This window comes from Natranaeroarchaeum sulfidigenes (assembly GCF_017094485.1).
GTDB lineage: Archaea > Halobacteriota > Halobacteria > Halobacteriales > Natronoarchaeaceae > Natranaeroarchaeum > Natranaeroarchaeum sulfidigenes.
On record NZ_CP064786.1, the window covers coordinates 2,649,263 to 2,668,446 of the forward strand.

At 63.5% G+C, this 19,184-nt stretch carries 18 protein-coding genes and 1 tRNA gene; 9 read left to right on the forward strand and 10 right to left on the reverse strand.

Annotation, left to right across the window (positions count from 1 at the left end; translation table 11 throughout):
- Positions 1–2 precede the first annotated feature (2 nt).
- The gene (locus tag AArcS_RS13825) at positions 3–1,418 is read left to right on the forward strand and encodes an ATP synthase subunit B (RefSeq protein ID WP_238478005.1); all 1,416 of its coding nucleotides are present in this window, start codon (positions 3–5) and stop codon (positions 1,416–1,418) included.
- An 81-nt stretch (positions 1,419–1,499) separates the two neighbouring features.
- Here AArcS_RS13825 and AArcS_RS13830 read toward each other — a convergent pair whose 3' ends face one another.
- Together AArcS_RS13830 and AArcS_RS13835 are read right to left on the reverse strand one after the other, a co-directional pair.
- Positions 1,500–2,801 carry a tRNA pseudouridine(54/55) synthase Pus10 gene (locus tag AArcS_RS13830; RefSeq protein WP_238478006.1) on the reverse strand — a complete coding sequence of 434 codons (1,302 nt, stop codon included), beginning with the start codon at positions 2,799–2,801 and terminating at the stop codon, positions 1,500–1,502.
- A gap of 55 nt (positions 2,802–2,856) precedes the next feature.
- Positions 2,857–4,050: an inorganic phosphate transporter gene (locus tag AArcS_RS13835; protein ID WP_238478007.1), complete on the reverse strand. Its 1,194-nt coding sequence runs from the start codon at positions 4,048–4,050 to the stop codon at positions 2,857–2,859.
- Between the two features lie 413 nt (positions 4,051–4,463).
- On the opposite strand from AArcS_RS13835, the gene trmY reads away from it, so the two are divergent.
- Together trmY and AArcS_RS13845 are read left to right on the forward strand one after the other, a co-directional pair.
- The gene (gene trmY / locus AArcS_RS13840) at positions 4,464–5,054 is read left to right on the forward strand and encodes a tRNA (pseudouridine(54)-N(1))-methyltransferase TrmY (RefSeq protein WP_238478008.1); all 591 of its coding nucleotides are present in this window, start codon (positions 4,464–4,466) and stop codon (positions 5,052–5,054) included.
- A 47-nt stretch (positions 5,055–5,101) separates the two neighbouring features.
- Positions 5,102–5,174: transfer RNA gene (locus AArcS_RS13845), tRNA-Pro, on the forward strand.
- Between the two features lie 280 nt (positions 5,175–5,454).
- On the opposite strand, the gene AArcS_RS13850 is transcribed toward AArcS_RS13845, so the two are convergent.
- The 7 genes from AArcS_RS13850 to AArcS_RS13880 form a co-directional block, all read right to left on the reverse strand.
- Positions 5,455–6,360: a DMT family transporter gene (locus AArcS_RS13850; RefSeq protein WP_238478009.1), complete on the reverse strand. Its 906-nt coding sequence runs from the start codon at positions 6,358–6,360 to the stop codon at positions 5,455–5,457.
- A gap of 48 nt (positions 6,361–6,408) precedes the next feature.
- Entirely contained in the window at positions 6,409–7,308 is a 900-nt protein-coding gene (locus tag AArcS_RS13855) for an SDR family NAD(P)-dependent oxidoreductase (RefSeq protein ID WP_238478010.1), read from the reverse strand.
- Between the two features lie 51 nt (positions 7,309–7,359).
- Positions 7,360–8,913 carry a phytoene desaturase family protein gene (locus AArcS_RS13860; protein WP_310736973.1) on the reverse strand — a complete coding sequence of 518 codons (1,554 nt, stop codon included), beginning with the start codon at positions 8,911–8,913 and terminating at the stop codon, positions 7,360–7,362.
- A 48-nt stretch (positions 8,914–8,961) separates the two neighbouring features.
- Positions 8,962–10,002, reverse strand: coding sequence for a Brp/Blh family beta-carotene 15,15'-dioxygenase (locus AArcS_RS13865; RefSeq protein ID WP_238478011.1), 1,041 nt, complete (start codon positions 10,000–10,002; stop codon positions 8,962–8,964).
- 65 nt (positions 10,003–10,067) lie between these two features.
- Positions 10,068–11,108 carry a dipeptide epimerase gene (locus AArcS_RS13870; protein ID WP_238478012.1) on the reverse strand — a complete coding sequence of 347 codons (1,041 nt, stop codon included), beginning with the start codon at positions 11,106–11,108 and terminating at the stop codon, positions 10,068–10,070.
- Entirely contained in the window at positions 11,105–12,118 is a 1,014-nt protein-coding gene (locus AArcS_RS13875; protein WP_238478013.1) for an N-acetyltransferase DgcN family protein, read from the reverse strand. The genes AArcS_RS13870 and AArcS_RS13875 overlap by 4 nt, the downstream gene beginning before the upstream one ends.
- A gap of 39 nt (positions 12,119–12,157) precedes the next feature.
- Positions 12,158–12,553 carry a hypothetical protein gene (locus tag AArcS_RS13880; RefSeq protein WP_238478014.1) on the reverse strand — a complete coding sequence of 132 codons (396 nt, stop codon included), beginning with the start codon at positions 12,551–12,553 and terminating at the stop codon, positions 12,158–12,160.
- A gap of 215 nt (positions 12,554–12,768) precedes the next feature.
- Here AArcS_RS13880 and AArcS_RS13885 point away from each other — a divergent pair, with 215 nt between their 5' ends.
- On the forward strand, positions 12,769–13,002 hold the full coding sequence (locus AArcS_RS13885) for a YgaP family membrane protein (RefSeq protein WP_238478015.1): 234 nt from the start codon (positions 12,769–12,771) through the stop codon (positions 13,000–13,002).
- A gap of 229 nt (positions 13,003–13,231) precedes the next feature.
- Complete coding sequence (locus tag AArcS_RS13890; RefSeq protein WP_238478016.1) at positions 13,232–15,418, forward strand: elongation factor EF-2; 2,187 nt, start codon at positions 13,232–13,234, stop codon at positions 15,416–15,418.
- A 58-nt stretch (positions 15,419–15,476) separates the two neighbouring features.
- Here the strand turns inward: AArcS_RS13890 and AArcS_RS13895 are convergent, their stop codons facing one another.
- Complete coding sequence (locus AArcS_RS13895) at positions 15,477–15,695, reverse strand: hypothetical protein (protein WP_238478017.1); 219 nt, start codon at positions 15,693–15,695, stop codon at positions 15,477–15,479.
- A 148-nt stretch (positions 15,696–15,843) separates the two neighbouring features.
- On the opposite strand from AArcS_RS13895, the gene AArcS_RS13900 reads away from it, so the two are divergent.
- The 4 genes from AArcS_RS13900 to rpsJ all read left to right on the forward strand — a co-directional run bounded on the left by AArcS_RS13900 (position 15,844) and on the right by rpsJ (position 19,101).
- The gene (locus AArcS_RS13900) at positions 15,844–16,407 is read left to right on the forward strand and encodes an amino acid-binding protein (protein WP_238478018.1); all 564 of its coding nucleotides are present in this window, start codon (positions 15,844–15,846) and stop codon (positions 16,405–16,407) included.
- Positions 16,404–17,357, forward strand: a complete 954-nt coding sequence (locus AArcS_RS13905; protein WP_238478019.1) for a homoserine dehydrogenase — start codon at positions 16,404–16,406, stop codon at positions 17,355–17,357. Before AArcS_RS13900 ends, AArcS_RS13905 begins: the two co-directional genes overlap by 4 nt.
- Before the next feature lie 172 nt (positions 17,358–17,529).
- The gene (tuf, locus tag AArcS_RS13910) at positions 17,530–18,792 is read left to right on the forward strand and encodes a translation elongation factor EF-1 subunit alpha (RefSeq protein WP_238478020.1); all 1,263 of its coding nucleotides are present in this window, start codon (positions 17,530–17,532) and stop codon (positions 18,790–18,792) included.
- Complete coding sequence (rpsJ, locus tag AArcS_RS13915; protein WP_238478021.1) at positions 18,793–19,101, forward strand: 30S ribosomal protein S10; 309 nt, start codon at positions 18,793–18,795, stop codon at positions 19,099–19,101.
- Positions 19,102–19,184 lie beyond the last annotated feature (83 nt).

Below are 19,184 nucleotides of genomic sequence, written 5' to 3' on the forward strand. Positions count from 1 at the left end.
CCATGAAAGAGTATCAGACAATCACAGAGATCAGCGGTCCGCTGGTGTTTGCCGAGGTGGACGAGCCGATCGGCTACGACGAGATCGTCGAGATCGAGACACCAGACGGCGACGTCAAACGCGGACAGATTCTGGAATCGAGCCAGGGGCTCGTCGCGATTCAGGTTTTCGAGGGAACCGAGGGAATCGACCGCCAGTCCTCCGTTCGGTTCCTCGGCGAGACCATGAAGATGCCCGTCACCGAGGATCTGCTCGGCCGGGTGCTCGACGGTTCCGGGAACCCCATCGACGGCGGTCCCGAGATCGTTCCGGACGAGCGCATCGACATCGTCGGCGAGGCGATCAACCCCTACGCCCGCGAGTACCCCGAGGAGTTCATCCAGACCGGCGTTTCGGCCATCGACGGCATGAACACGCTGGTTCGCGGGCAGAAGCTACCGATCTTCTCCGGTTCAGGCCTGCCTCACAGCGATCTCGCCCTGCAGATCGCCCGACAGGCGTCCGTTCCGGAAGAGGAAGAGGGCGACGGTGAGGGCTCGGAGTTCGCGGTGATCTTCGGCGCGATGGGGATCACCCAGGAGGAGGCAAACGAGTTCATGGACGACTTCGAGCGCACCGGCGCACTGGAACGCTCGGTCGTCTTCATGAACCTCGCGGACGACCCCGCAGTCGAGCGGACAGTCACGCCGCGACTTGCCCTGACGACCGCCGAGTATCTCGCCTTCGAGAAGGATTACCACGTACTGGTGATCCTCACCGACATGACCAACTACTGTGAGGCACTGCGCGAGATCGGTGCCGCACGTGAGGAGGTCCCGGGTCGGCGTGGCTACCCCGGATACATGTACACCGACCTGGCCCAGCTCTACGAGCGTGCGGGTCGGATCGAAGGTCGTGAGGGATCGGTTACCCAGATCCCGATCCTCACGATGCCCGGCGACGACGACACCCACCCGATCCCGGACCTGACCGGGTACATTACCGAGGGCCAGATCTACATCGATCGGGACCTCAACAGCCAGGGCGTCAAGCCCCCGATCAACGTCCTGCCGAGCCTCTCGCGACTCATGGACGACGGGATCGGCGAGGGACTGACCCGTGGCGACCACGGCGACGTCTCCGACCAGATGTACGCCGCCTACGCCGAGGGTGAGGACCTGCGCGATCTGGTGAACATCGTCGGGCGCGAGGCGCTCTCCGAACGGGACAACAAGTTCCTCGATTTCGCTGACCGGTTCGAAGAGGAGTTCGTCCAGCAGGGCTACGACAACAGCCGATCGATCGAGGAGACGCTGGAACTCGGCTGGGATCTGCTCTCGATGCTGCCGAAAGAGGCCCTGAACCGCATCGACGAGGACCTCATCGAGGAGCACTACCGCGAGGACGACTCCGAGCTCGTCGAGACGACCGCCGACTGACCGGAATCGACTTTTTTGATCGTGTGAACCGGCCGGAGCTACTGCTCTGTCACTACCGGCGCCCGTAAAATGGCCCGTGGCTCAGCCGTCTCTGAAAAACTCGTCCTGCTCGAACGCCTCTTCCTCCCCCTCTACGTCCAGCACGTCCAACGCCGTCACTTCGGCGTCGACGCCGAGCAGTCCAGCGAGACTGGGCTCCGTCCGACCGTTGTCACTGCTTACCAGCTCCTTGACGTAGAGCCCGCCAGCCCCGTGGAGCTCGATGTCGGCGTGGTGGTCGTCTTCGAGGGCCCCCTCGATCTCGTAGACCTCTCGCGTGCGCGTGAGACTCGCGCGGCGGTGGTCGACGCGCTCGGGCGTGTACTGCTCGATCGTCGCGCCCTCTAGCTCGGCGAGTGCAGCCTCGAACGCGCCGTTCTCGACCGGCTCCGCGAACTCGACGTCCATCCGGTAGGTCTTGCTCGCTTCGAGTTCCTTGACGCGCTCGACCATTTCGTGGGTGGCGAGTCGAAGGCCCTCGACTTCGACCGAACCGTCGGCTTCCTCGTTGATCTGTGCTTCCAGCGCCTCGACGTCCGGGCTCCGGAAGCCCGGCTCTTTGACTTCGGTGACGAAGGGCCGGCCGCGTTCGAGCATCAGCGCGTCGACGTCCTCGCGGCCAGCGCCGTGGAAGACGGCCTCCTCGCCCTCCATCGCCTCGCGGACGTGTGGCGCGACGTAGCCCTCGACGCTATCGTCGTAGAGGTAGCCGCTCCCGCCGCAGTGATCGCAGTCGATCTCGCCGTCGGGTCCGAGGTCCTTGCCGCTGCCGCCACACTCCCGGCAGGGCCACTCGGTCTGGGGGATATCGCGTTCGAGCTTTCGGTATCGGCCGTAGACGAAGGCCGGATTGACTTGAATCTCCACGTCGCCCTCGCGTTCGAGGTTGAGCAGGGCCAGCACGTCGGGGCGCTCAAAGTCGACCATGGTGTCGGTCTTCTGTCCAACGCGCTTGCCGACTTCGCGGTTGAACTCGGATTTGAACAGTTCGCCCGCGTCCTCGTCGAGTCCGGCGTCTTCCCGCAGCAGGACGTCGTTTTCCTCGATCAGGGGCGGGGTGCGCGTCCCGACCTGATACGTCTCGAAGTGGATGTCTCCGACCGCCTCGGCGACGCGCTCGGCCCACTCGTCGTACTCGCCACAGAAACCCTCACAGACCCAGCAATCCTCGGATGGTGTGGGATCGTAGTCAGTATCGTCTTCCAGCGCGATCGTCGTCCGGAGTGCCCGGCCGCGCTCGTCGTTGGTCAGCCCGAAACTCCGATCCGAGAAGGGCCGCCCGAGACACGCGTCACAGAGCGGTCCCGTCTCCAGGAGCGCGCGAGCGTCGTCAAGTACCGTCATACCCGTATCCAGTCGGAGCGCGTGTAACTAGCTTGTGGAAGCCGGTCGTTTCGGCTCACTCCAGCCCGGTCACCTCCCGGACGCCGGCGTAGACGCCGTAGCCGATCACAAGCGAGAAAATCAGGGAACCGATCCACGCGAGCGCGGTGTAGAGAAACTTCTCTCGGCTAACCCCGGCACCGCCCGCGGCGAGTCCCATCCCACCGATCGCACTGATGAATATCTGATTGAATGACATGGGAATGCCATAGAAGATCCCGATCTGAGCAATGACGAAGGACGGCACGAGGATCGCGACAGAGCGTCTCGGGCCAAGGTCGGCGTAGTCCTGTGAGAGCGCCTTGATCATACGCGAGGAGACCATCCAGGAACCGAATAGGATTCCGATTCCGCCGAAGATCAGCACGGGCGTGATCGCGACATCGCCGAGCACTTCGCCAAGCAGCGGGACGAGCGGGCCGACAGCGAGACCGACCTTCCCGCCGCCTGCGGTGAACGCGACCAGTGCGCCAAGAGACAACAGTAGCCAGCGCTGGGCCCGAATCGGGTCGTAGCGGACGGCCCGGACCGATAGCGCAGAGAGGCCACCGGCGATGACAGCCGTGATACCAAGCACACCGCCGATCTGTGGCCCCGGAATCTGCGCCCCGAGCACGGCCGCAATCGACATCTGCTCGTCGGGCGGCCCAAGCAGGAGAAACTCCATGTTGGCGATGACTACCCCGACGATCACAACGAGCAATGCCGTTGCGATCGTCTCTTTGACGTCGCTTCGGAGGAACTTGGTCGTCGCATACGCGGCAGGCACACCGACAACCGGCGTCAATAGCCAGTAGAGTCCGATCTCGCCGTACTCCTGCCAGGCCGGTTCTCCACCCATTGCGAGACCAACACCGACAACGCTGCCAGTGATCGCGAACGCAGTGGCTATCGGATACCCCTTGAAGACCCCCGCAGCGATGTAGATTGCCGCGATGGTGAGTGCAACCGCCGCTGCCAGCGGTGAGAGAGTAACACCACGGATCAACCCCTCGCCGACGGTTTCGGTGACCGCCGCACCCTGTAACACCGCGCCGGCGAAGCCGAGGATACCCACGATGAAGGTGGCACGCATCGTGGTGATCGCGTTCGCGCCGACCGCGGGTGCAAAGGGTGTGGCACCGGTCGATCCCGCGCCAATCGTCCACGCGGCAAAAAGGCTCGCGGCAGCGGCAACGACGAACAGGAGTCCAGTCGTCAGGTCTACCATCAGTATTTACGTCGGATACACACGGCTCGCCCACACACCCTGTCGGTAGTCGATCGTTCGTTCGACTGTCTACGGTGGTACCGTCATCTCGGTGGAATATATTCTTTGTCCCGGTGCAGCGAGCCGGCCCTACAGACGGTCCCGTCCCAGCTACCTGTACAGGAACCCGGAGCGAGTGCTGTTCTACAGGCTGAGCAGGCCGAGTGCCTCGGGGTCGTCCGGAAGACTTCGTCTTCCGTGATGACGAGACACTCTGCGTCTCGAACCACTTGACCCGGAGGCGGTTCACTGTGTGTCGGAATACGCCCATACGATGAGGCAGGGTGGAGCCTTAGCGCCTCAATTCAGGTACGGTTCTTGGGCGGTTCACGCCAAGTCGACGCACATTTTTGTGCCCCCATCGAACCCCGCCTATGCGCCAGTTCATCGTGCACGGTCACGACGCGCCCGTCGAATCGGATTTCGCGCTTTCGGATCTCGCGGGCGGGGCGGGTCGCCTCGACGTGCTCTGTCGGTGTGTCAACTCCGCGTTCTTTCTCTCCCACGACATTCGCGAGGACGTCCGCGTCCATCTCGTCTTGCAGGACGAGTTTACAGTGACGTTCGAGGGGAGCGAGCTCCGCCGGCTGAATCCCGACGAGCGCTCGACTGCGGCGCTCGTCCGCAATGCCCTCGAAGAGCGCGAGGAGGCGATCGGACACATCCCCGTCGAGACCTCGCCCGGCGTCTCGCTCAGACGGATGGGGTTCGAGGACCTCCTCAACGATATCGAGGGGACGGTCGTCCAGCTCCACGAGGACGGCGATTCGATCGTCGAGGTTGATGCACCGAGCGATCCCGTGTTCGTTCTCTCGGATCACCACGATTTCGAGCCGTGGGAGGCCGATCTACTGGTTGAGTACTCCGACCTGCGCGTCCGGCTCGGCCCGGAGCGGCTACACGCCGACCACGCGATCACCGTCGCGCAACACTACCTCGATACCGACGGTTACACGCGCTTTTGATACCAGTCCGGAAGCGTTAAAAACGACAGCAGCCAATTCTTGGGTGCGGGCCGGTGGGGTAGCTTGGTATCCTTCGGCCTTCGGGTGGCCGTAACCGCGATTCGAATTCGCGCCGGCCCACTTCTCCCGCATTCCCAACAGGTGAGCTACCGCCTTCGGGTGGCCGTAACCGCGTCCTCGTGAGCGAAGCGAACGAGGGCAAGCGAGACCGAAGGTCTCGCGTGATTCGAATTCGCGCCGGCCCACTTCTCCCGCATTCCAATACCGCGAGCGGAGCGAGCGGTCCGGAATGCGGGGAAGTTCATCTAAGGGAATTCGAATAAGACCAGTCGCGCGCAACACAGTGAGCACGTCCGGACGTAATTCGAGATTCGCGCCGGTCCTCATTCAGTCCAATCCACTACTTCGGCAACGCATCCCGGATCGCCACACGTTTCACGATCGCAAACCCCGCACAGATGAGCAGAAAGCCACCGATAGTCGTCAGCGTGAGCCCCTCGTCCAGGACGAGCCAGCCCGACAGCGCGGCAAAGACGGGCGCGACGTAGGAGACGAGGTTGATCTCGATCGGGCCGAGCCGATCCAGCAGGTCGAAGTAGATGAGAAAGCCGAGCCCGCTTGCGACGATTGCGAGGTAGCCAAGCGCCAGCACGGCCTCGGTCGTCCAGACGATCGCGCCCATCGACTCGCCTAGTGCAACGGCGATCAGGTGGGTCAGCGCCGCGCCGACGAGCATCGACCAGGCCTCCATCGTCTCGATCCGCAGCCCGCTGTCAAGTGCCCGTGTCAGGACCGATCCCAGCGCGAACGACGCCGCAGCCAGGAAGACGAGGAACTTTGCGGTCGTCCCGCTACCGGTCAAGTTTCCGGGGTCGGGAGCGGCAAGAACGACTACCCCGAGTAGGCCGACAAGCAGTCCCAGTACACCGATCAGTGTCAGTCGTTCCGAGGGGAGAAAGACGCGGGCAAAGACTGTCGTCAGGACGGGCGAGAGCCCGACGATGACGGCGGCAATGGCGCTGGTCACCGCGGGGTCGCTCTCGCCGATGAAGAGAAAGGCGTGATAGCCAGCGATAATCAGTGTCGCGCCGATGGCGACGTCGGCCCACTCGCGCCGACCGCGGGGAATTGGATCGTCGACGGTGTAGACGGCGTATCCCAGCATGACGACGCCAGCCACGTCAAACCGGAGCGCGGCAAAGAGGACGGGCGGGAAGTACGCCAGCCCCGCGTTGATCGCCATAAACGCGGACCCCCAGATTGCGGCGAGGGCGAGAAACAACAGGGTGGTGCGGTATCGGCTCACAGCAAAGCTGGTTGCTGTGGTGGTCAAAAGCTTGCGAAACCGATCAGTTCAGTACCCCGAAAGCGGCTCTTCCACGTCGAGCCACTCGGCGCTTCGCTCCCAGAGCCGCTGTGCGCCATCCCGGTTTCTCGCTGCACTCGATGGCGTCGTGACGTCCCGCCCTGAAAAATATCGCCCGGACGTCCCGTCGAGACGGGGCGACACAGCGAGATTGACCAGCGCCGCTGCGCCGTCCTCGACAGACGTGATCCCCGGTACTGCGTCGAGCTTTGCGAACAGATCCGGTAGTGGGCCGGGGAGAAACCTGCTGAAGCCGCTGCCCGGGATCGCACCCGGATGGAAGCTATTGGCGGTCACGTCGTGGCCGGCGGCATCGAGCCGGCGGGCGAGCTCCGCCGAAAACAGGATGTTCGCGAGCTTCGAGTGACTGTATGCACCCATTCCGCCGTCGGCTTCGGTCACACGTTCGAGATCCAACGACGCCCCCTTGTGGGCTGCTGATGCCGTCGTGATGACGCGAGCCTCGGGTGCGAGATGGTCGAGCAGTTCGGCGGTCAGCAGGTACGGGGAGAGATGGTTAACGTGGAAGGTGTACTCCACGCCGAGACCCGTCAATCGGTCGTTTCGGAAGAACCCACCCGCGTTGTTCGCGAGGATGTCGAGGCTCTCTGTCTGCGCCCGGACAGTGGCCGCAAGCTCCCGGACAGAGTCGGTGTTGACAAAGTCAGCCTCAACGAACTGGCCGTCCACGCCGAGTGCGATGAGTTCGTCGACGACGGCCTCACCTGCCCGTCGATTGCGTCCATGCACGATCACGTCCGCACCGAGGCGACCGAGCGCAAGGGCGGCGTGACGACCGATGCCGCTCGTCGAGCCGGTAACGAGTGCCTGCGTTCCGGTGCAATCGATATCCGCGAGGCCAGCGATCCGTTCGGGGAGGTTACTCATCAGTCGTGTCAGGGACCGGACGAACAAGAGCCTGCGGTCCTGTCGTCGGGATCAGATCGCGTCAAGCAGGCCCTGCTCGGCGACATCGTCCCGGACCACCTCCGCGACGTGCTCGCCGCTCAGCAGACACATCGGGACGCCGATTCCCGGGTTCACGTCCCCGCCGACGTAGTAGGTGCGCTCGACGCCCGGCACTTTGAACCCGGGGCGTAGCGGACCGGTCTGTTCGAGGGTGTGGGCCAGGCCGAGTGCCGTCCCGCCGAGCTTGTTGAACTGGACTTTGTAGTCGGTGACACAGGCGCTGTGTTCGACCCGGATCCGGTCGCGCAGGTCGACGCCGGCGTGTTCCGCGAGACTGTCGAGGACGTCCTCGCGGTACCGCTCGCGTGCCTCCGGACCGTCCGCCAGCTCCGCGGCGATCGGGACGAGCACGACCATCGTCTCGGCGTCGTCGGGAGCGACGGAGGGATCGGTTCTGGACGGGACGTTGACGTAGTACGCCGGGTCATCGGGCCAGCCTGGCTCGTCGAAGATCGAGTCGAAGTGTCCGGACCAGTCGGTCGGCAGGACCAGCGTGTGATGTTCGAACTCCGGCAGGTCGCCGTCGATACCGAGATAGAGCATAAAGGCCGAGGGGGCGAGGGTTCGGCCGTCCCAGTACTCGTTGCTGTCGCCCATCAGCCTGCCGATCGGCCGGGAGCCGGCCGCGCCGTCGGGCAGCAGGTCACGCTCGACATGTGCGGGTGGCGCGTTGTTGACCACGCGGTCGTGACTCGTGGGGCCACCACGGTGTTCGACCGTGACGCCGCTCCCGTACGGTTTCAGTCCGGTCACTGGCGTATCGGTCCGGATCTCGACGCCCTGTTCGCGGGCGACCGATTCCATCGCCTCGATGAACGACCACATCCCACCCTGCGGATAGTAGACGCCCAGCCCGTAATCGACGTGGCTCATCAGTGTGTACAGCGCGGGCGTGTTGTACGGCGACCCACCGAGGAACACGAGCGTGTACTGGACGAGCTGCTGGAGTTTGGGATGGTCGAAGTACTGGGCGACGTGCTCGTCCATGTTACCGAGGAAGCTCAATCCCTTGCCCGACCGAGCAACGTCGGCGGACACGTAGTCGCGGAACCGCCAGCGGTTGGCCAGCACGAACCGGTTCATCCCGATCTCGTAGGCCTCCTCGGCCTGATCGAGATAGCGCTCGAAGGCTTCCCCGCCGCCGGGCTCGTAGGACTCGAACAGCTCGGCGGCCTGATTCGGGTCCGCGGGCACGTCGACGCTATCGCCGTCCTTCCAGTACACCCGGTAGTTCGGGTCGAGCCGTTCGAGTTCGTAGAAATCCGAGGGCTCGTGGCCGAAGTCCTCGAAGAAGCGATCGAACAGCTCCGGCATCAGATACCACGATGGCCCGGTGTCGAACTGGAACTCCCCGTCGACAAGTTTTCCGGCGACGCCGCCGACCTGCGAGCGCTGTTCGTACACTGTGACGTCGGCCCCATCGCGGGCGAGATACGCCGCCGCGGAGAGGCCGCCGATCCCGGCACCGACGATACCGATCGAGGTGCCAGCAAGCGAAGTTGTCGTGGATGGTGTCATGGTCATGGCTGTGTAACGGAGTTCGGGAACTGCAAACCGATCGATGGCGGTCGATCAGGGAACGTACCAGATGCCGCGCTTGAAGTCGAGCCACTCGCCGACGACGACGTGTGGCAGGGCCACGATACAGATGAAGATCGTGTAGAACGCGACCAGTCCGGGAAGGAGGCCCTGTGTCCCGAGCGGGTTCGGCGCGACGAGCCAGAGCGTCGCCGCGACGAGGCCGGTTGCCAGCGCGCCGACGATCAGAACGCCCCAGACGATCGGTACAGGGAGCCCCTGACTCTCATCTGCAGGCTCCTTCCGGTGGGCGGCAAAGGTCCGGCCGGACTGGCGCATCGAGTACCACAGCGGGAAGTACAGTCCGATCGAGACAACGACCGGGACGGCGGCGAAGTAGCCCACGAGCAGGGAGGTTTCACCGAGATCCGCGAGCCAGGCCGTCGAGCCCCCGCTGGTGGCGTAGCCCCAGACGAGGTGGGCGACGAGGGCGAGCCCGTACGCGCCCCCGAGGATCGGGGTCATCAGCTCCATACGGGTATGGAGCGCGCCTACGGCACCCGGGTCGAACATCGAGATCATGTAGGAAGCGAAGCCGTAGAACGTCTCGGGCCAGAAGACGAGCGGGACGATCATCACCGCGCCACCACGGACGAACGCGGCGAGTCCACGCTGTAGATCGCTTTGTAGGTGATCGCTCCCGACCAGTGCGTCCATCACCCGGAGGTCGCCGTGGCCGCCTTTCGCGACCGCCGTGGCGAACGCCAGCGAGAGCGCGATCAGGGGTGTGATGAAAAACAGCGCGATGAACCCGGCGACGAAGGTCACGTACATCGCGACGTACTTCGCACCCATGGGGAGCCCGCGCCGCCGAAGGTTCTCGAAGTGCTCGTAGCCGCCGTGTGGGAGGTTCAGGCCGACCATCCCGACGAGGTAGATGATCATCTGCACTTCCAGAGAGGGGATCGATCCCGTCAGTCCTGCGGCGGCGAAGACGACAAACAGCGCCAGCAACGCCCCACGGGACGCCTGGATCGTCCAGTTCTCGATCCGTCTCGTCCGTCTTTCGGCGAGTTGCCACGTTCCCGTTCCCATACCCCTCACTTAGGAGTGGTATCGGTTGTTCGGCTGGCTACATTCTGTGGTATTTTATATGCAGTTCACTCACGGCGCGCGCCAGTCCCCGGCCGGTCGGCCGCGCCGAGATCCAGCAGTCCATCCGGCATCGGGACTCCCTCGAACGGATCGTCCGCAAGTAACAGTGGGCTATCGAGGTCGGCGTAATCGAGCAGCGGCGCGAGCTGTGCCGCGGCGGCAATCGAGGCGTTGGACTCGTACATACAGCCACACATGACTTCCAGGCCGTGTGCGTGGGCTGTCTCGATGATCCGCCGCGCTTCACGGAGTCCACCGCATTTCATCAGCTTCAGCACAGCGATGTCACAGCGATCGGCGACTCGCGTGACGTCTACCGCGGTTTCGATCGACTCGTCGGCAGCGACGGGCAGCGGGGAGTGCTCGAAGACGTAGCGCAGTCCCTCGGGATCCTCGGCGGGAACCGGCTGTTCGACGAACTCGACGTCGTACTTGGCGATCCGCTCGATCGTCCGGACTGCCTCCTTGGGCGTCCACGCTTCGTTGGCGTCGACGCGGACCGTCGCATCGGGTGCGGCCTCCCGGATCGTTCGCACGATCTCCTCGTCGCGGTCGGTGCCGAGCTTGACTTTCAGGACCTCGTACCCTCTCGATGTCGCCGTCTCGACTTTCTCGCGCATCGTCTCGGTGTCGTCGATGCCGATCGTGTAGGACGTCCGGACGCTCTCGGTCGGGTCGAGCCCCCAGTACCGGTACAGCGGCAGATCGAGACGCTTGCCCACGAGGTCGTGGAGTGCAACACTCACTGCGGCGCGTGCAGCCGGGTTTCGCCGCACCGTCTCCTGCAGTCGACGTTCGATCCGTGCGAGCTGGTGGGGGTCGCCCACATCCTCGACGATCTCCAGGAGATCGGGCAGGACGGCTTCGACGGTATCGACGGTCTCGCCGTAATGGGGTGAGGGTGCAGCCCCGCCGATTCCGACCCGTCCCTCGTCGTCCTCGATCCGAACGAGCACGTTCTCGGCGCTGGTCGTCGTCCCGCGCGCGATGGTAAACGGGAACTCGAAGGGAAGTTCCACCCGCTCGACGGACGTACTCAGGCTCATAATATTGCCTCCAGTACGTCGTCGGTGTCGTACCGTAACACGTCAGTTGCCGGTACATCGATCGCGGACTCGTACTCGGTGAGAGCCTGTCGAGCAGCCGCATCGTCGAGATCGCTGGTGTCGAGCGCCCCAGCCACGACCGGTGTGTCACTCACTGGGGCCGCGAGGCCCTCGTAGAGGTCGACGTACTCCTCGATCGGGGGGAGCGGGAATGACTCATAGCCGTGAATCACCTCGCGGCCCGCCTCGTGACAGAGCACCAGCGCGTCGGGCATCGCGCCGTGAAGAATGCCACAGGTGACCGCGGAGTACGCCGGATGGACGATACTACCCTGTCCCTCGACGAAGAGGTAGTCGTGGTTGTCACCCACTTCGCGGATCATCTCCTCGACCGCGCCGGCGGTAAAGTCACTCACCACGCGGTCGATCGGCGTCCCCCACCCCTCGATCATGATCCCGGTCTGTCCGGTCGGGATCACGGCGGCGTCGTAGCCGGCCTTTCGCGCGTCCTGCGCGAGTTCCATCGTCGTCGTCATCTTTCCGACCGAGCAGTCGGTACCGACGGTCAGGATCACTTCGGCGTCGACCCCATCCGCGAGGCCCTCGCTTACGGAAAGGTCGTCGGGAGGTCGTCGGACGTCCTGCAGTTCGCAGTCGTTCTCGGCAGCGAGGCGAGCGAACTCCTCGTCGTCGGTGAGAAAGTAATGAAGACCGGAGATCACGTCACACCCGCGCGTGAGGGCGGCGATGACGTCCGGTCGCCACGACTCCTCGAAGCCGCCGCCGATCGGCGCGATACCGATCAGGAGGGCGTCGACCGGTTCCGGCACCTCGCCGAACCCGGCGACAATGGGGGCGTCCTGGACAGCTGGGACGTGGTCGGTGACTCGGGAGCCCGCGCGCTCCCGGTCGAGGACGGCGACGACATCGTAGTCGGCGTATCTGAGAACACCTACCGCAGTCTTTGCCCGGTCGGGGAACTTCCCGTGAGCGAGTACGGCGACGCGCATGGACGTGTCATCGCAGACCGGGAACTTAAGAACTGCCGCTCAGTTTCCGACCGGACCGTGATACTCGGGCTGGCGGACGTACAGCGCGACGTAGCCACCCAGGAACGTCGCTCCCGCAGCAATCCCGTAGACGGCAATCTGGCTGCCGGTCACCGCACTCGTCGCGACGACACCGAGAACGCCCACGAGGACCGCCCCGATGGCGATGACGACCATATCGCTCACCGTCTCGCCCGTCGAGTGATCGGCCAGATACTGCTCCCGGTCGAACGTGTCGCCTGCACCGTACAGTAAGAGAATCGGCATCGCGAGGCCAAGTCCGGCGGCGACCGCTTCCGGGCCGTCGATTACGAGACCGACGACGGCCGTATTTGCACCGGCGAGCAGCGCACCAAGCAGGATGCCAATCCAGGGGTGGAGTCCATCGTCGCTCATACAGGGCGCACGTCGGACGCTCCCTTAGATGTGCTGGTCGACCCTTGCTGTCGACGAAAGCCTTTGACTTCGGATATTGAAGTGTTTTACTACAGTAATCGAAGTTACTACTTCGAAAGCTGTAGCATCGCCGAAGCGGTCGATCTCTGTTCAAAATAGTATGTTGTAACCAGCCCAATACGAACCATTATACTGATCAGAGCCTTACGGAGAATATGAACACGAACGTCGGTACGACGGATCGACAGCTCAGGACGGGCGTCGGTGCGATCACTGGACTACTCTCGATCGCGATCCTTGGTGGCATCCTTGCCCTTCCGGAAATGCTCGCAGCGGTACTCGGCATCGTCGCGATTGTGATGTTCGGAACGGCGGCAACGGGAACCTGCGGGCTCTATTCGGTGCTCGGCGTCGACACGTGCTCGCTGGACTCGGACGCCGCGAAGTAGTTGTAGGAAACAACTCGTTACGAGCTTCGTCAGTGCTTCACACACCGCGGACTGACGAAACACTGTCACTTCCCTTCGGTCGTGACAAGCTTCGTTACTGCCTAACACGCTCGGCAGTAACGAAACACCGTCGTTCCGCTACGCTCCACGACGAGCCTCGTCAGTGCTTCACAAGCTCAGCACTGACGAAACAGCACCCTTTTCACCCCGCTAACGATATGAGAGGGTAATGGGTAGACGAAAGAAGATCGTCGAGGAGTGCGAGCGACTGATGGACGAGCCGGAGAACATCCGGAACATCGCCATCGCCGCACACGTCGACCACGGCAAGACGACACTGACGGACAACCTGCTGGCCGGTGCCGGGATGATCTCTCAGGACACCGCAGGCGAGCAGCTCGCGATGGACACGGAAGAGGACGAACAGGAACGTGGGATCACCATCGACGCGGCGAACGTGTCGATGACCCACGAGTACGAGGACACCAACCACCTCATCAACCTGATCGACACGCCGGGCCACGTCGACTTCGGTGGCGACGTGACCCGAGCGATGCGCGCCGTCGACGGTGCGCTCGTGGTTGTCGACGCCGTCGAAGGGGCGATGCCCCAGACCGAGACGGTGCTCCGACAGGCCCTGCGTGAGGGCGTCAAACCGACGCTCTTTATCAACAAGGTCGACCGCCTGATCTCCGAACTGCAGGAGGGTCCCGAGGAGATGCAACAGCGTCTCATGGCGGTCATCCGCGACGTCAACGAGCTGATCGAGGGGATGACCGAGGAGATGGACGACATCGACGACTGGACGGTCTCCGTCGAAGAGGGGACCGTCGGCTTCGGGTCTGCCCTGTACAAGTGGGGCGTCTCGATGCCGTCGATGCAGCGCACCGGCATGGACTTCGGCGACATCATCGACCTCGAACGTGCCGACAAGCGCCAGGAGCTTCACGAGCGCACGCCGCTGTCGGACGTCGTGCTCGACATGGTCTGTGAGCACTTCCCGAACCCGATCGATGCCCAGCCCCGCCGTATTCCACGCGTCTGGCGTGGCGACGCCGACTCGGAACTCGCAGAATCGATGCAGCTCGTCGACGAGGACGGCGAAGTCGTGCTGATGGTCACTGACATCGGCGTCGACCCGCACGCGGGAGAAATCGCCGCCGGTCGTGTCTTCTCGGGCACACTCGAGAAAGGACAGGATCTCTACGTCTCCGGGACGGCCGGGACCAACCGCGTCCAGAGCGTCGGGATCTACATGGGTGGCGAGCGCGAGGAAGTGGACCGCGTTCCCGCAGGGAACATCGCGGCAGTCACCGGTCTGGGTGACGCCATTGCGGGATCGACGGTTTCGTCCGTGGAGATGACACCGTTCGAGTCGATCGAGCACATCTCCGAGCCCGTCATCACGAAGGCCGTCGAGGCCAAGAACATGGACGACCTGCCGAAACTCATCGAGACGCTCCGACAGGTCTCCAAGGAGGACCCGACGATCCAGATCGAGATCAACGAGGACACCGGCGAGCACCTGATCTCCGGTCAGGGTGAGCTTCACCTCGAAGTGATCGGCCAGCGGATCGAGCGCAATCAGGGCATCCCGATCAACACCGGCGAACCGATCGTCGTCTTCCGCGAGATGCCACAGAGCGAGAGCCGCGAGGTCGAGGGGATCTCCCCGAACCGCCACAACCGTTTCTACATCTCGGTCCACCCGCTCGGCAAGGAAATTGTCGACGTGATCAAGAAGGGCGAGGCCTCGATGGACATGCCCGAGCAGGAACGCCGTGAAGTCCTGCAGGAGGCCGGAATGGACAAGGACACCAGCCAGAACGTCGAGCACATCCACGGGACGAACGTCCTGATCGACGACACGAAGGGTATCCAGCACCTGAACGAGACGATGGAGCTGTTCATCGAGGGGCTCGAGGACGCGCTGAACGACGGCCCGCTGGCCGCAGAGCCAGTCCAGGGATCGCTCATCCGTCTCCACGACGCGCGGCTTCACGAGGACACCATCCACCGCGGTCCGGCACAGGTTATCCCCGCAGTACGTAACGCAGCCCACAATGCCCTGATCGACGCCGACATCAAACTGCTCGAACCTATCCAGGACGTCCGAATCGACGTGCCGAACGACTACATGGGCTCGGCATCCGGCGAGATCCAGGGCCGCCGTGGCCGTGTCGACGACATGTACCAGGAAGGCGATCTGATGGTCGTCGAAGGGATCGCACCGGTCGAGGAAATGATCGGTTTCGCCAGCGACATCCGCTCGGCAACCGAGGGTCGTGCCTCCTGGAACACCGAGAACGCAGGGTTCCAGGTCATGGCCGACAACCTCCAGCGCGACCAGATCATGGAGATCCGCGAGCGCAAGGGCATGAAGCTCGAACTGCCTCAGGCCGTCGACTACCTGTAACTGCCGTTCTTCTCTTCTGTTTTCAATAGTCCGACAGCGACTGCACTATCCCGGACGTTCAAACGGGGAGAAACCGGTCGTACAGATCGTCGATTCGATCGTTGATCCGGTCGCCGTCGCCCGATCCCCAGGGGTTCCGCGAGAAGTAGAACGTGGCCGCGATGAGCATCCCCAGCGACTGGGCGAGACCGGGAACCACAGGTGCGGTAACTGCGATCGTTATTGCAGACAGGACAACTGCGATCAGTGCATCGAACAGGCGACGGTAAACGGACATGCCCCGGACTTGGCCCGCCGCGCGCAAAAACTCGCCGACTCCGTGCGAACGCGACACAGTCCGGAATGATGGTACTCTTATACCTCCTTCCCCTCAGGAACGGATATGACTGATCTGTACGCACGACCCGTCGTCGGGGTGGTCCACGATGAGTGACGACGCCGTAGACGAGGAAACCGAGACGGACGGCGGCCAGACCGTGCAGGCGTACACTGTCCGCCTGGAACTGGTCGACGAACCGGGGGAACTGCTGAACGCGCTCCAGCCGATCTCCGATCACGGCGCGAACCTGCTCTCGATCTTCCACGAGCGAGGCAACGTCACGCCACGCGGGCATATCCCCGTTGAGGTCGATATAGAGTGCCCACCCGATCGGTTCGAGACCATCGTCGAGGCGCTCCGGGATGCGGGCATCAACGTCATCCAGGCCGGTGCGGAACGGTACAGTGAAGAGCTGACCGTGATCCTCGTCGGGCACCTGATCGACACCGATCTCTCCGATAGCCTGCGGAAGTTCCAGACGACTTCGCGGGCGGAAGTCGTCGACGTCTCGCTGTCAGCCCCCGAGGGAACGGAAGGCGTCTCCAGTGCACGGCTGCGGCTCGCAACGGAGGCCGACCGCGCCGACGAAGTGCTGGCGACGGTGCGAGAGATCGCCGAGGAAAAAGATATTCACGTTATCGAGCCCCAGATCGCGGGTGGTTCGGCATGAAGCTCGCCGTGCTGGGTGCCGGTGCTGTCGGGCGCTCGGTCGTCGAACTCGCCGGGCAGTACGGTCACGACGTGATCGCGCTGGCCGACTCCAGCAGCGGGGCCGTCGACGAGGACGGTATCGACACCGAGAGCGTTCTCGAACGGAAAGATCAGGAGGGAACGGTTGGCGATGGGACGCCCGAAGACGTGCTCGCCGCCGACTACGACGTACTGGTCGAGGCGACCCCTACAACGCTGGGCGACGCCCAGCCCGGGTTCGGTCACGTCGAGACGGCGCTCTCCCGCGATCGGCACGTCGTGCTGGCGAACAAAGGGCCGGTCGCCGAACGCTACGGCGAACTGATGGCGCTGGCCGAGGACAGCGCGGGCGAGGTGTTGTTCGAGGCGACCGTCGGCGGCGCAATCCCCATCCTCTCGACGATCGACGACTTCGGACCCGACCAGATCACCGCCGCTCGCGGCGTTCTGAATGGCACGGCGAACTTCATTCTCTCGCGGATGGCCGCGGACGGACTCGACTACGAGCATGTCCTCGCGGAAGCGCAGGATCTGGGCGTCGCCGAGGCGGACCCGACCTTCGACGTCGACGGAACCGACGCCGCCCTGAAGTTCGTCATCATCTCGAACGTCCTGTCGCAGGGCGAGCGCGAGTACACGCTCTCGGATGCCACGGTCGAGGGCATCCAGAACATCCCCGGGAACGCGCTCGACCTCGCGGCCGAGGACAACCGGACGATCCGCCTGATCGGCGAGGCGACGCCCGAGGGCGTTCAGGTCGCACCCAAGCTCGTCCCACAGAACGGTGTCCTTGCTGTAACGGGGACCCGGAACATCATCCAGTTCGAGACCGAGAACGCGGGCGAGCTGAACGTGAGCGGTCGCGGTGCGGGTGGACCCGAGACGGCGACAGCAGTGCTCGCGGACGTCGGGCGACTGCCACCGCTGTAGCCGATTTTTTGATTATAACCCCGATTTCGCCGGGCTTTCACAACCATCAGTCGTGGCAACGGTACACAAACCGCAAGAGGGCACCGGGATGGAGAACGCACTGTATCGAAATCGTTTTAACTGCTACAGGCGAAAGGATCCGATATAGCGCCTCTGCGCGTGAGACACAACAATGAGCGACCAACACCAGAACCTGGCCATTATCGGCCACGTCGACCACGGGAAGAGCACGCTCGTGGGACGCCTCCTGTACGAGACAGGCAGCGTACCAGAGCACGTCATCGAACAGCACAAAGAAGAAGCAGAAGAGAAGGGCAAGGGTGGCTTCGAGTTCGCCTACGTCATGGACAACCTCGCCGAGGAGCGAGAGCGTGGTGTCACCATCGACATCGCCCACCAGGAGTTCAGCACGGACGCCTACGACTTTACCATCGTCGACTGTCCCGGCCACCGTGACTTCGTGAAGAACATGATCACGGGCGCGAGCCAGGCCGACAACGCGGTTCTCGTCGTCGCGGCAGACGACGGTGTCGCACCGCAGACCCAGGAGCACGTCTTCCTCGCCCGGACGCTGGGCATCGACGAGCTCATTATCGGCATTAACAAGATGGACCTCGTCGACTACAAGGAATCCTCCTACAAGGAGGTCGTCTCCGAGGTTACCGACCTGCTCAACCAGGTCCAGTTCAACACCGACGACGCGGAGTTCATCCCGATCTCCGCGTTCGAGGGCGACAACATCGCCGAGGAGTCCGAGAACACCGACTGGTACGACGGCAACATCCTGCTGGAAGCGCTCAACAACCTTCCGGCTCCGGAGCCACCAACGGACGCGCCGCTCCGACTCCCGATCCAGGATGTCTACACCATCTCCGGTATCGGTACCGTCCCCGTCGGACGGATCGAGACCGGTGTCATGAACGTCGGCGACAACGTCTCCTTCCAGCCCAGCGACGTGGGCGGCGAAGTGAAGACGATCGAGATGCACCACGAAGAGGTCCCCAAGGCAGAACCCGGTGACAACGTCGGATTCAACGTCCGCGGCATCGGCAAGGACGACATCCGCCGCGGTGACGTCTGTGGCCCCGCCGACGACCCGCCAAGCGTCGCCGAGACGTTCCAGGCACAGGTCGTCGTCATGCAGCACCCCAGCGTGATCACCGCGGGCTACACCCCGGTTTTCCACGCACACACCGCACAGGTCGCGTGTACCATCGAGTCCATCGACAAGAAGATGGACCCGTCCTCGGGCGAGGTCGCCGAGGAGAACCCGGACTTCATCCAGTCCGGCGACGCCGCGGTCGTCACCATCCGACCGCAGAAACCGCTCTCGATCGAACCCAGCAGCGAGATCCCGGAACTCGGCTCCTTCGCGATCCGAGACATGGGTCAGACCATCGCAGCTGGGAAGGTCCTGAGCGTCGACGGGAAATAAATGCAGCAAGCACGTGTCCGCCTCGCGGGAACGAACCCCGAGGATCTCGACGACATCACCGCGGACGTCCGTGAAATCGCGGACAAGACCGGCGTTGCGCTGTCGGGCCCGATCCCACTCCCGACCAAGACGCTGGAGATCCCCACCCGCAAGTCCCCTGACGGCGAGGGGACCGCGACGTGGGAACACTGGGAGATGCGCGTCCACAAGCGTCTGATCGATCTGGACGCCGACGAGCGTGCGCTCCGTCAGCTCATGCGGATCCAGGTCCCCAACGACGTCAGCATCGAGATCGTTCTCGAAGACTGACTCGGGACGTCCGCTCGCACACTCGCGTGCACTTTCTTCGATTTATTACGAACACCAGCGTTAGCCACGGGAGTCGTATGCTT

Coding starts and splice junctions, on each gene's coding strand:
- AArcS_RS13825 (WP_238478005.1), top strand. CDS start 3: ATGAAAGAGTATCAGACAATCACAGAGATCAGCGGTCCGCTGGTGTTT.
- AArcS_RS13830 (WP_238478006.1), bottom strand. CDS start 2,801: ATGACGGTACTTGACGACGCTCGCGCGCTCCTGGAGACGGGACCGCTC.
- AArcS_RS13835 (WP_238478007.1), bottom strand. CDS start 4,050: ATGGTAGACCTGACGACTGGACTCCTGTTCGTCGTTGCCGCTGCCGCG.
- trmY (WP_238478008.1), top strand. CDS start 4,464: ATGCGCCAGTTCATCGTGCACGGTCACGACGCGCCCGTCGAATCGGAT.
- AArcS_RS13855 (WP_238478010.1), bottom strand. CDS start 7,308: ATGAGTAACCTCCCCGAACGGATCGCTGGCCTCGCGGATATCGATTGC.
- AArcS_RS13860 (WP_310736973.1), bottom strand. CDS start 8,913: ATGACCATGACACCATCCACGACAACTTCGCTTGCTGGCACCTCGATC.
- AArcS_RS13865 (WP_238478011.1), bottom strand. CDS start 10,002: ATGGGAACGGGAACGTGGCAACTCGCCGAAAGACGGACGAGACGGATC.
- AArcS_RS13870 (WP_238478012.1), bottom strand. CDS start 11,108: ATGAGCCTGAGTACGTCCGTCGAGCGGGTGGAACTTCCCTTCGAGTTC.
- AArcS_RS13875 (WP_238478013.1), bottom strand. CDS start 12,118: ATGCGCGTCGCCGTACTCGCTCACGGGAAGTTCCCCGACCGGGCAAAG.
- AArcS_RS13880 (WP_238478014.1), bottom strand. CDS start 12,553: ATGAGCGACGATGGACTCCACCCCTGGATTGGCATCCTGCTTGGTGCG.
- AArcS_RS13885 (WP_238478015.1), top strand. CDS start 12,769: ATGAACACGAACGTCGGTACGACGGATCGACAGCTCAGGACGGGCGTC.
- AArcS_RS13890 (WP_238478016.1), top strand. CDS start 13,232: ATGGGTAGACGAAAGAAGATCGTCGAGGAGTGCGAGCGACTGATGGAC.
- AArcS_RS13895 (WP_238478017.1), bottom strand. CDS start 15,695: ATGTCCGTTTACCGTCGCCTGTTCGATGCACTGATCGCAGTTGTCCTG.
- AArcS_RS13900 (WP_238478018.1), top strand. CDS start 15,844: ATGAGTGACGACGCCGTAGACGAGGAAACCGAGACGGACGGCGGCCAG.
- AArcS_RS13905 (WP_238478019.1), top strand. CDS start 16,404: ATGAAGCTCGCCGTGCTGGGTGCCGGTGCTGTCGGGCGCTCGGTCGTC.
- tuf (WP_238478020.1), top strand. CDS start 17,530: ATGAGCGACCAACACCAGAACCTGGCCATTATCGGCCACGTCGACCAC.
- rpsJ (WP_238478021.1), top strand. CDS start 18,793: ATGCAGCAAGCACGTGTCCGCCTCGCGGGAACGAACCCCGAGGATCTC.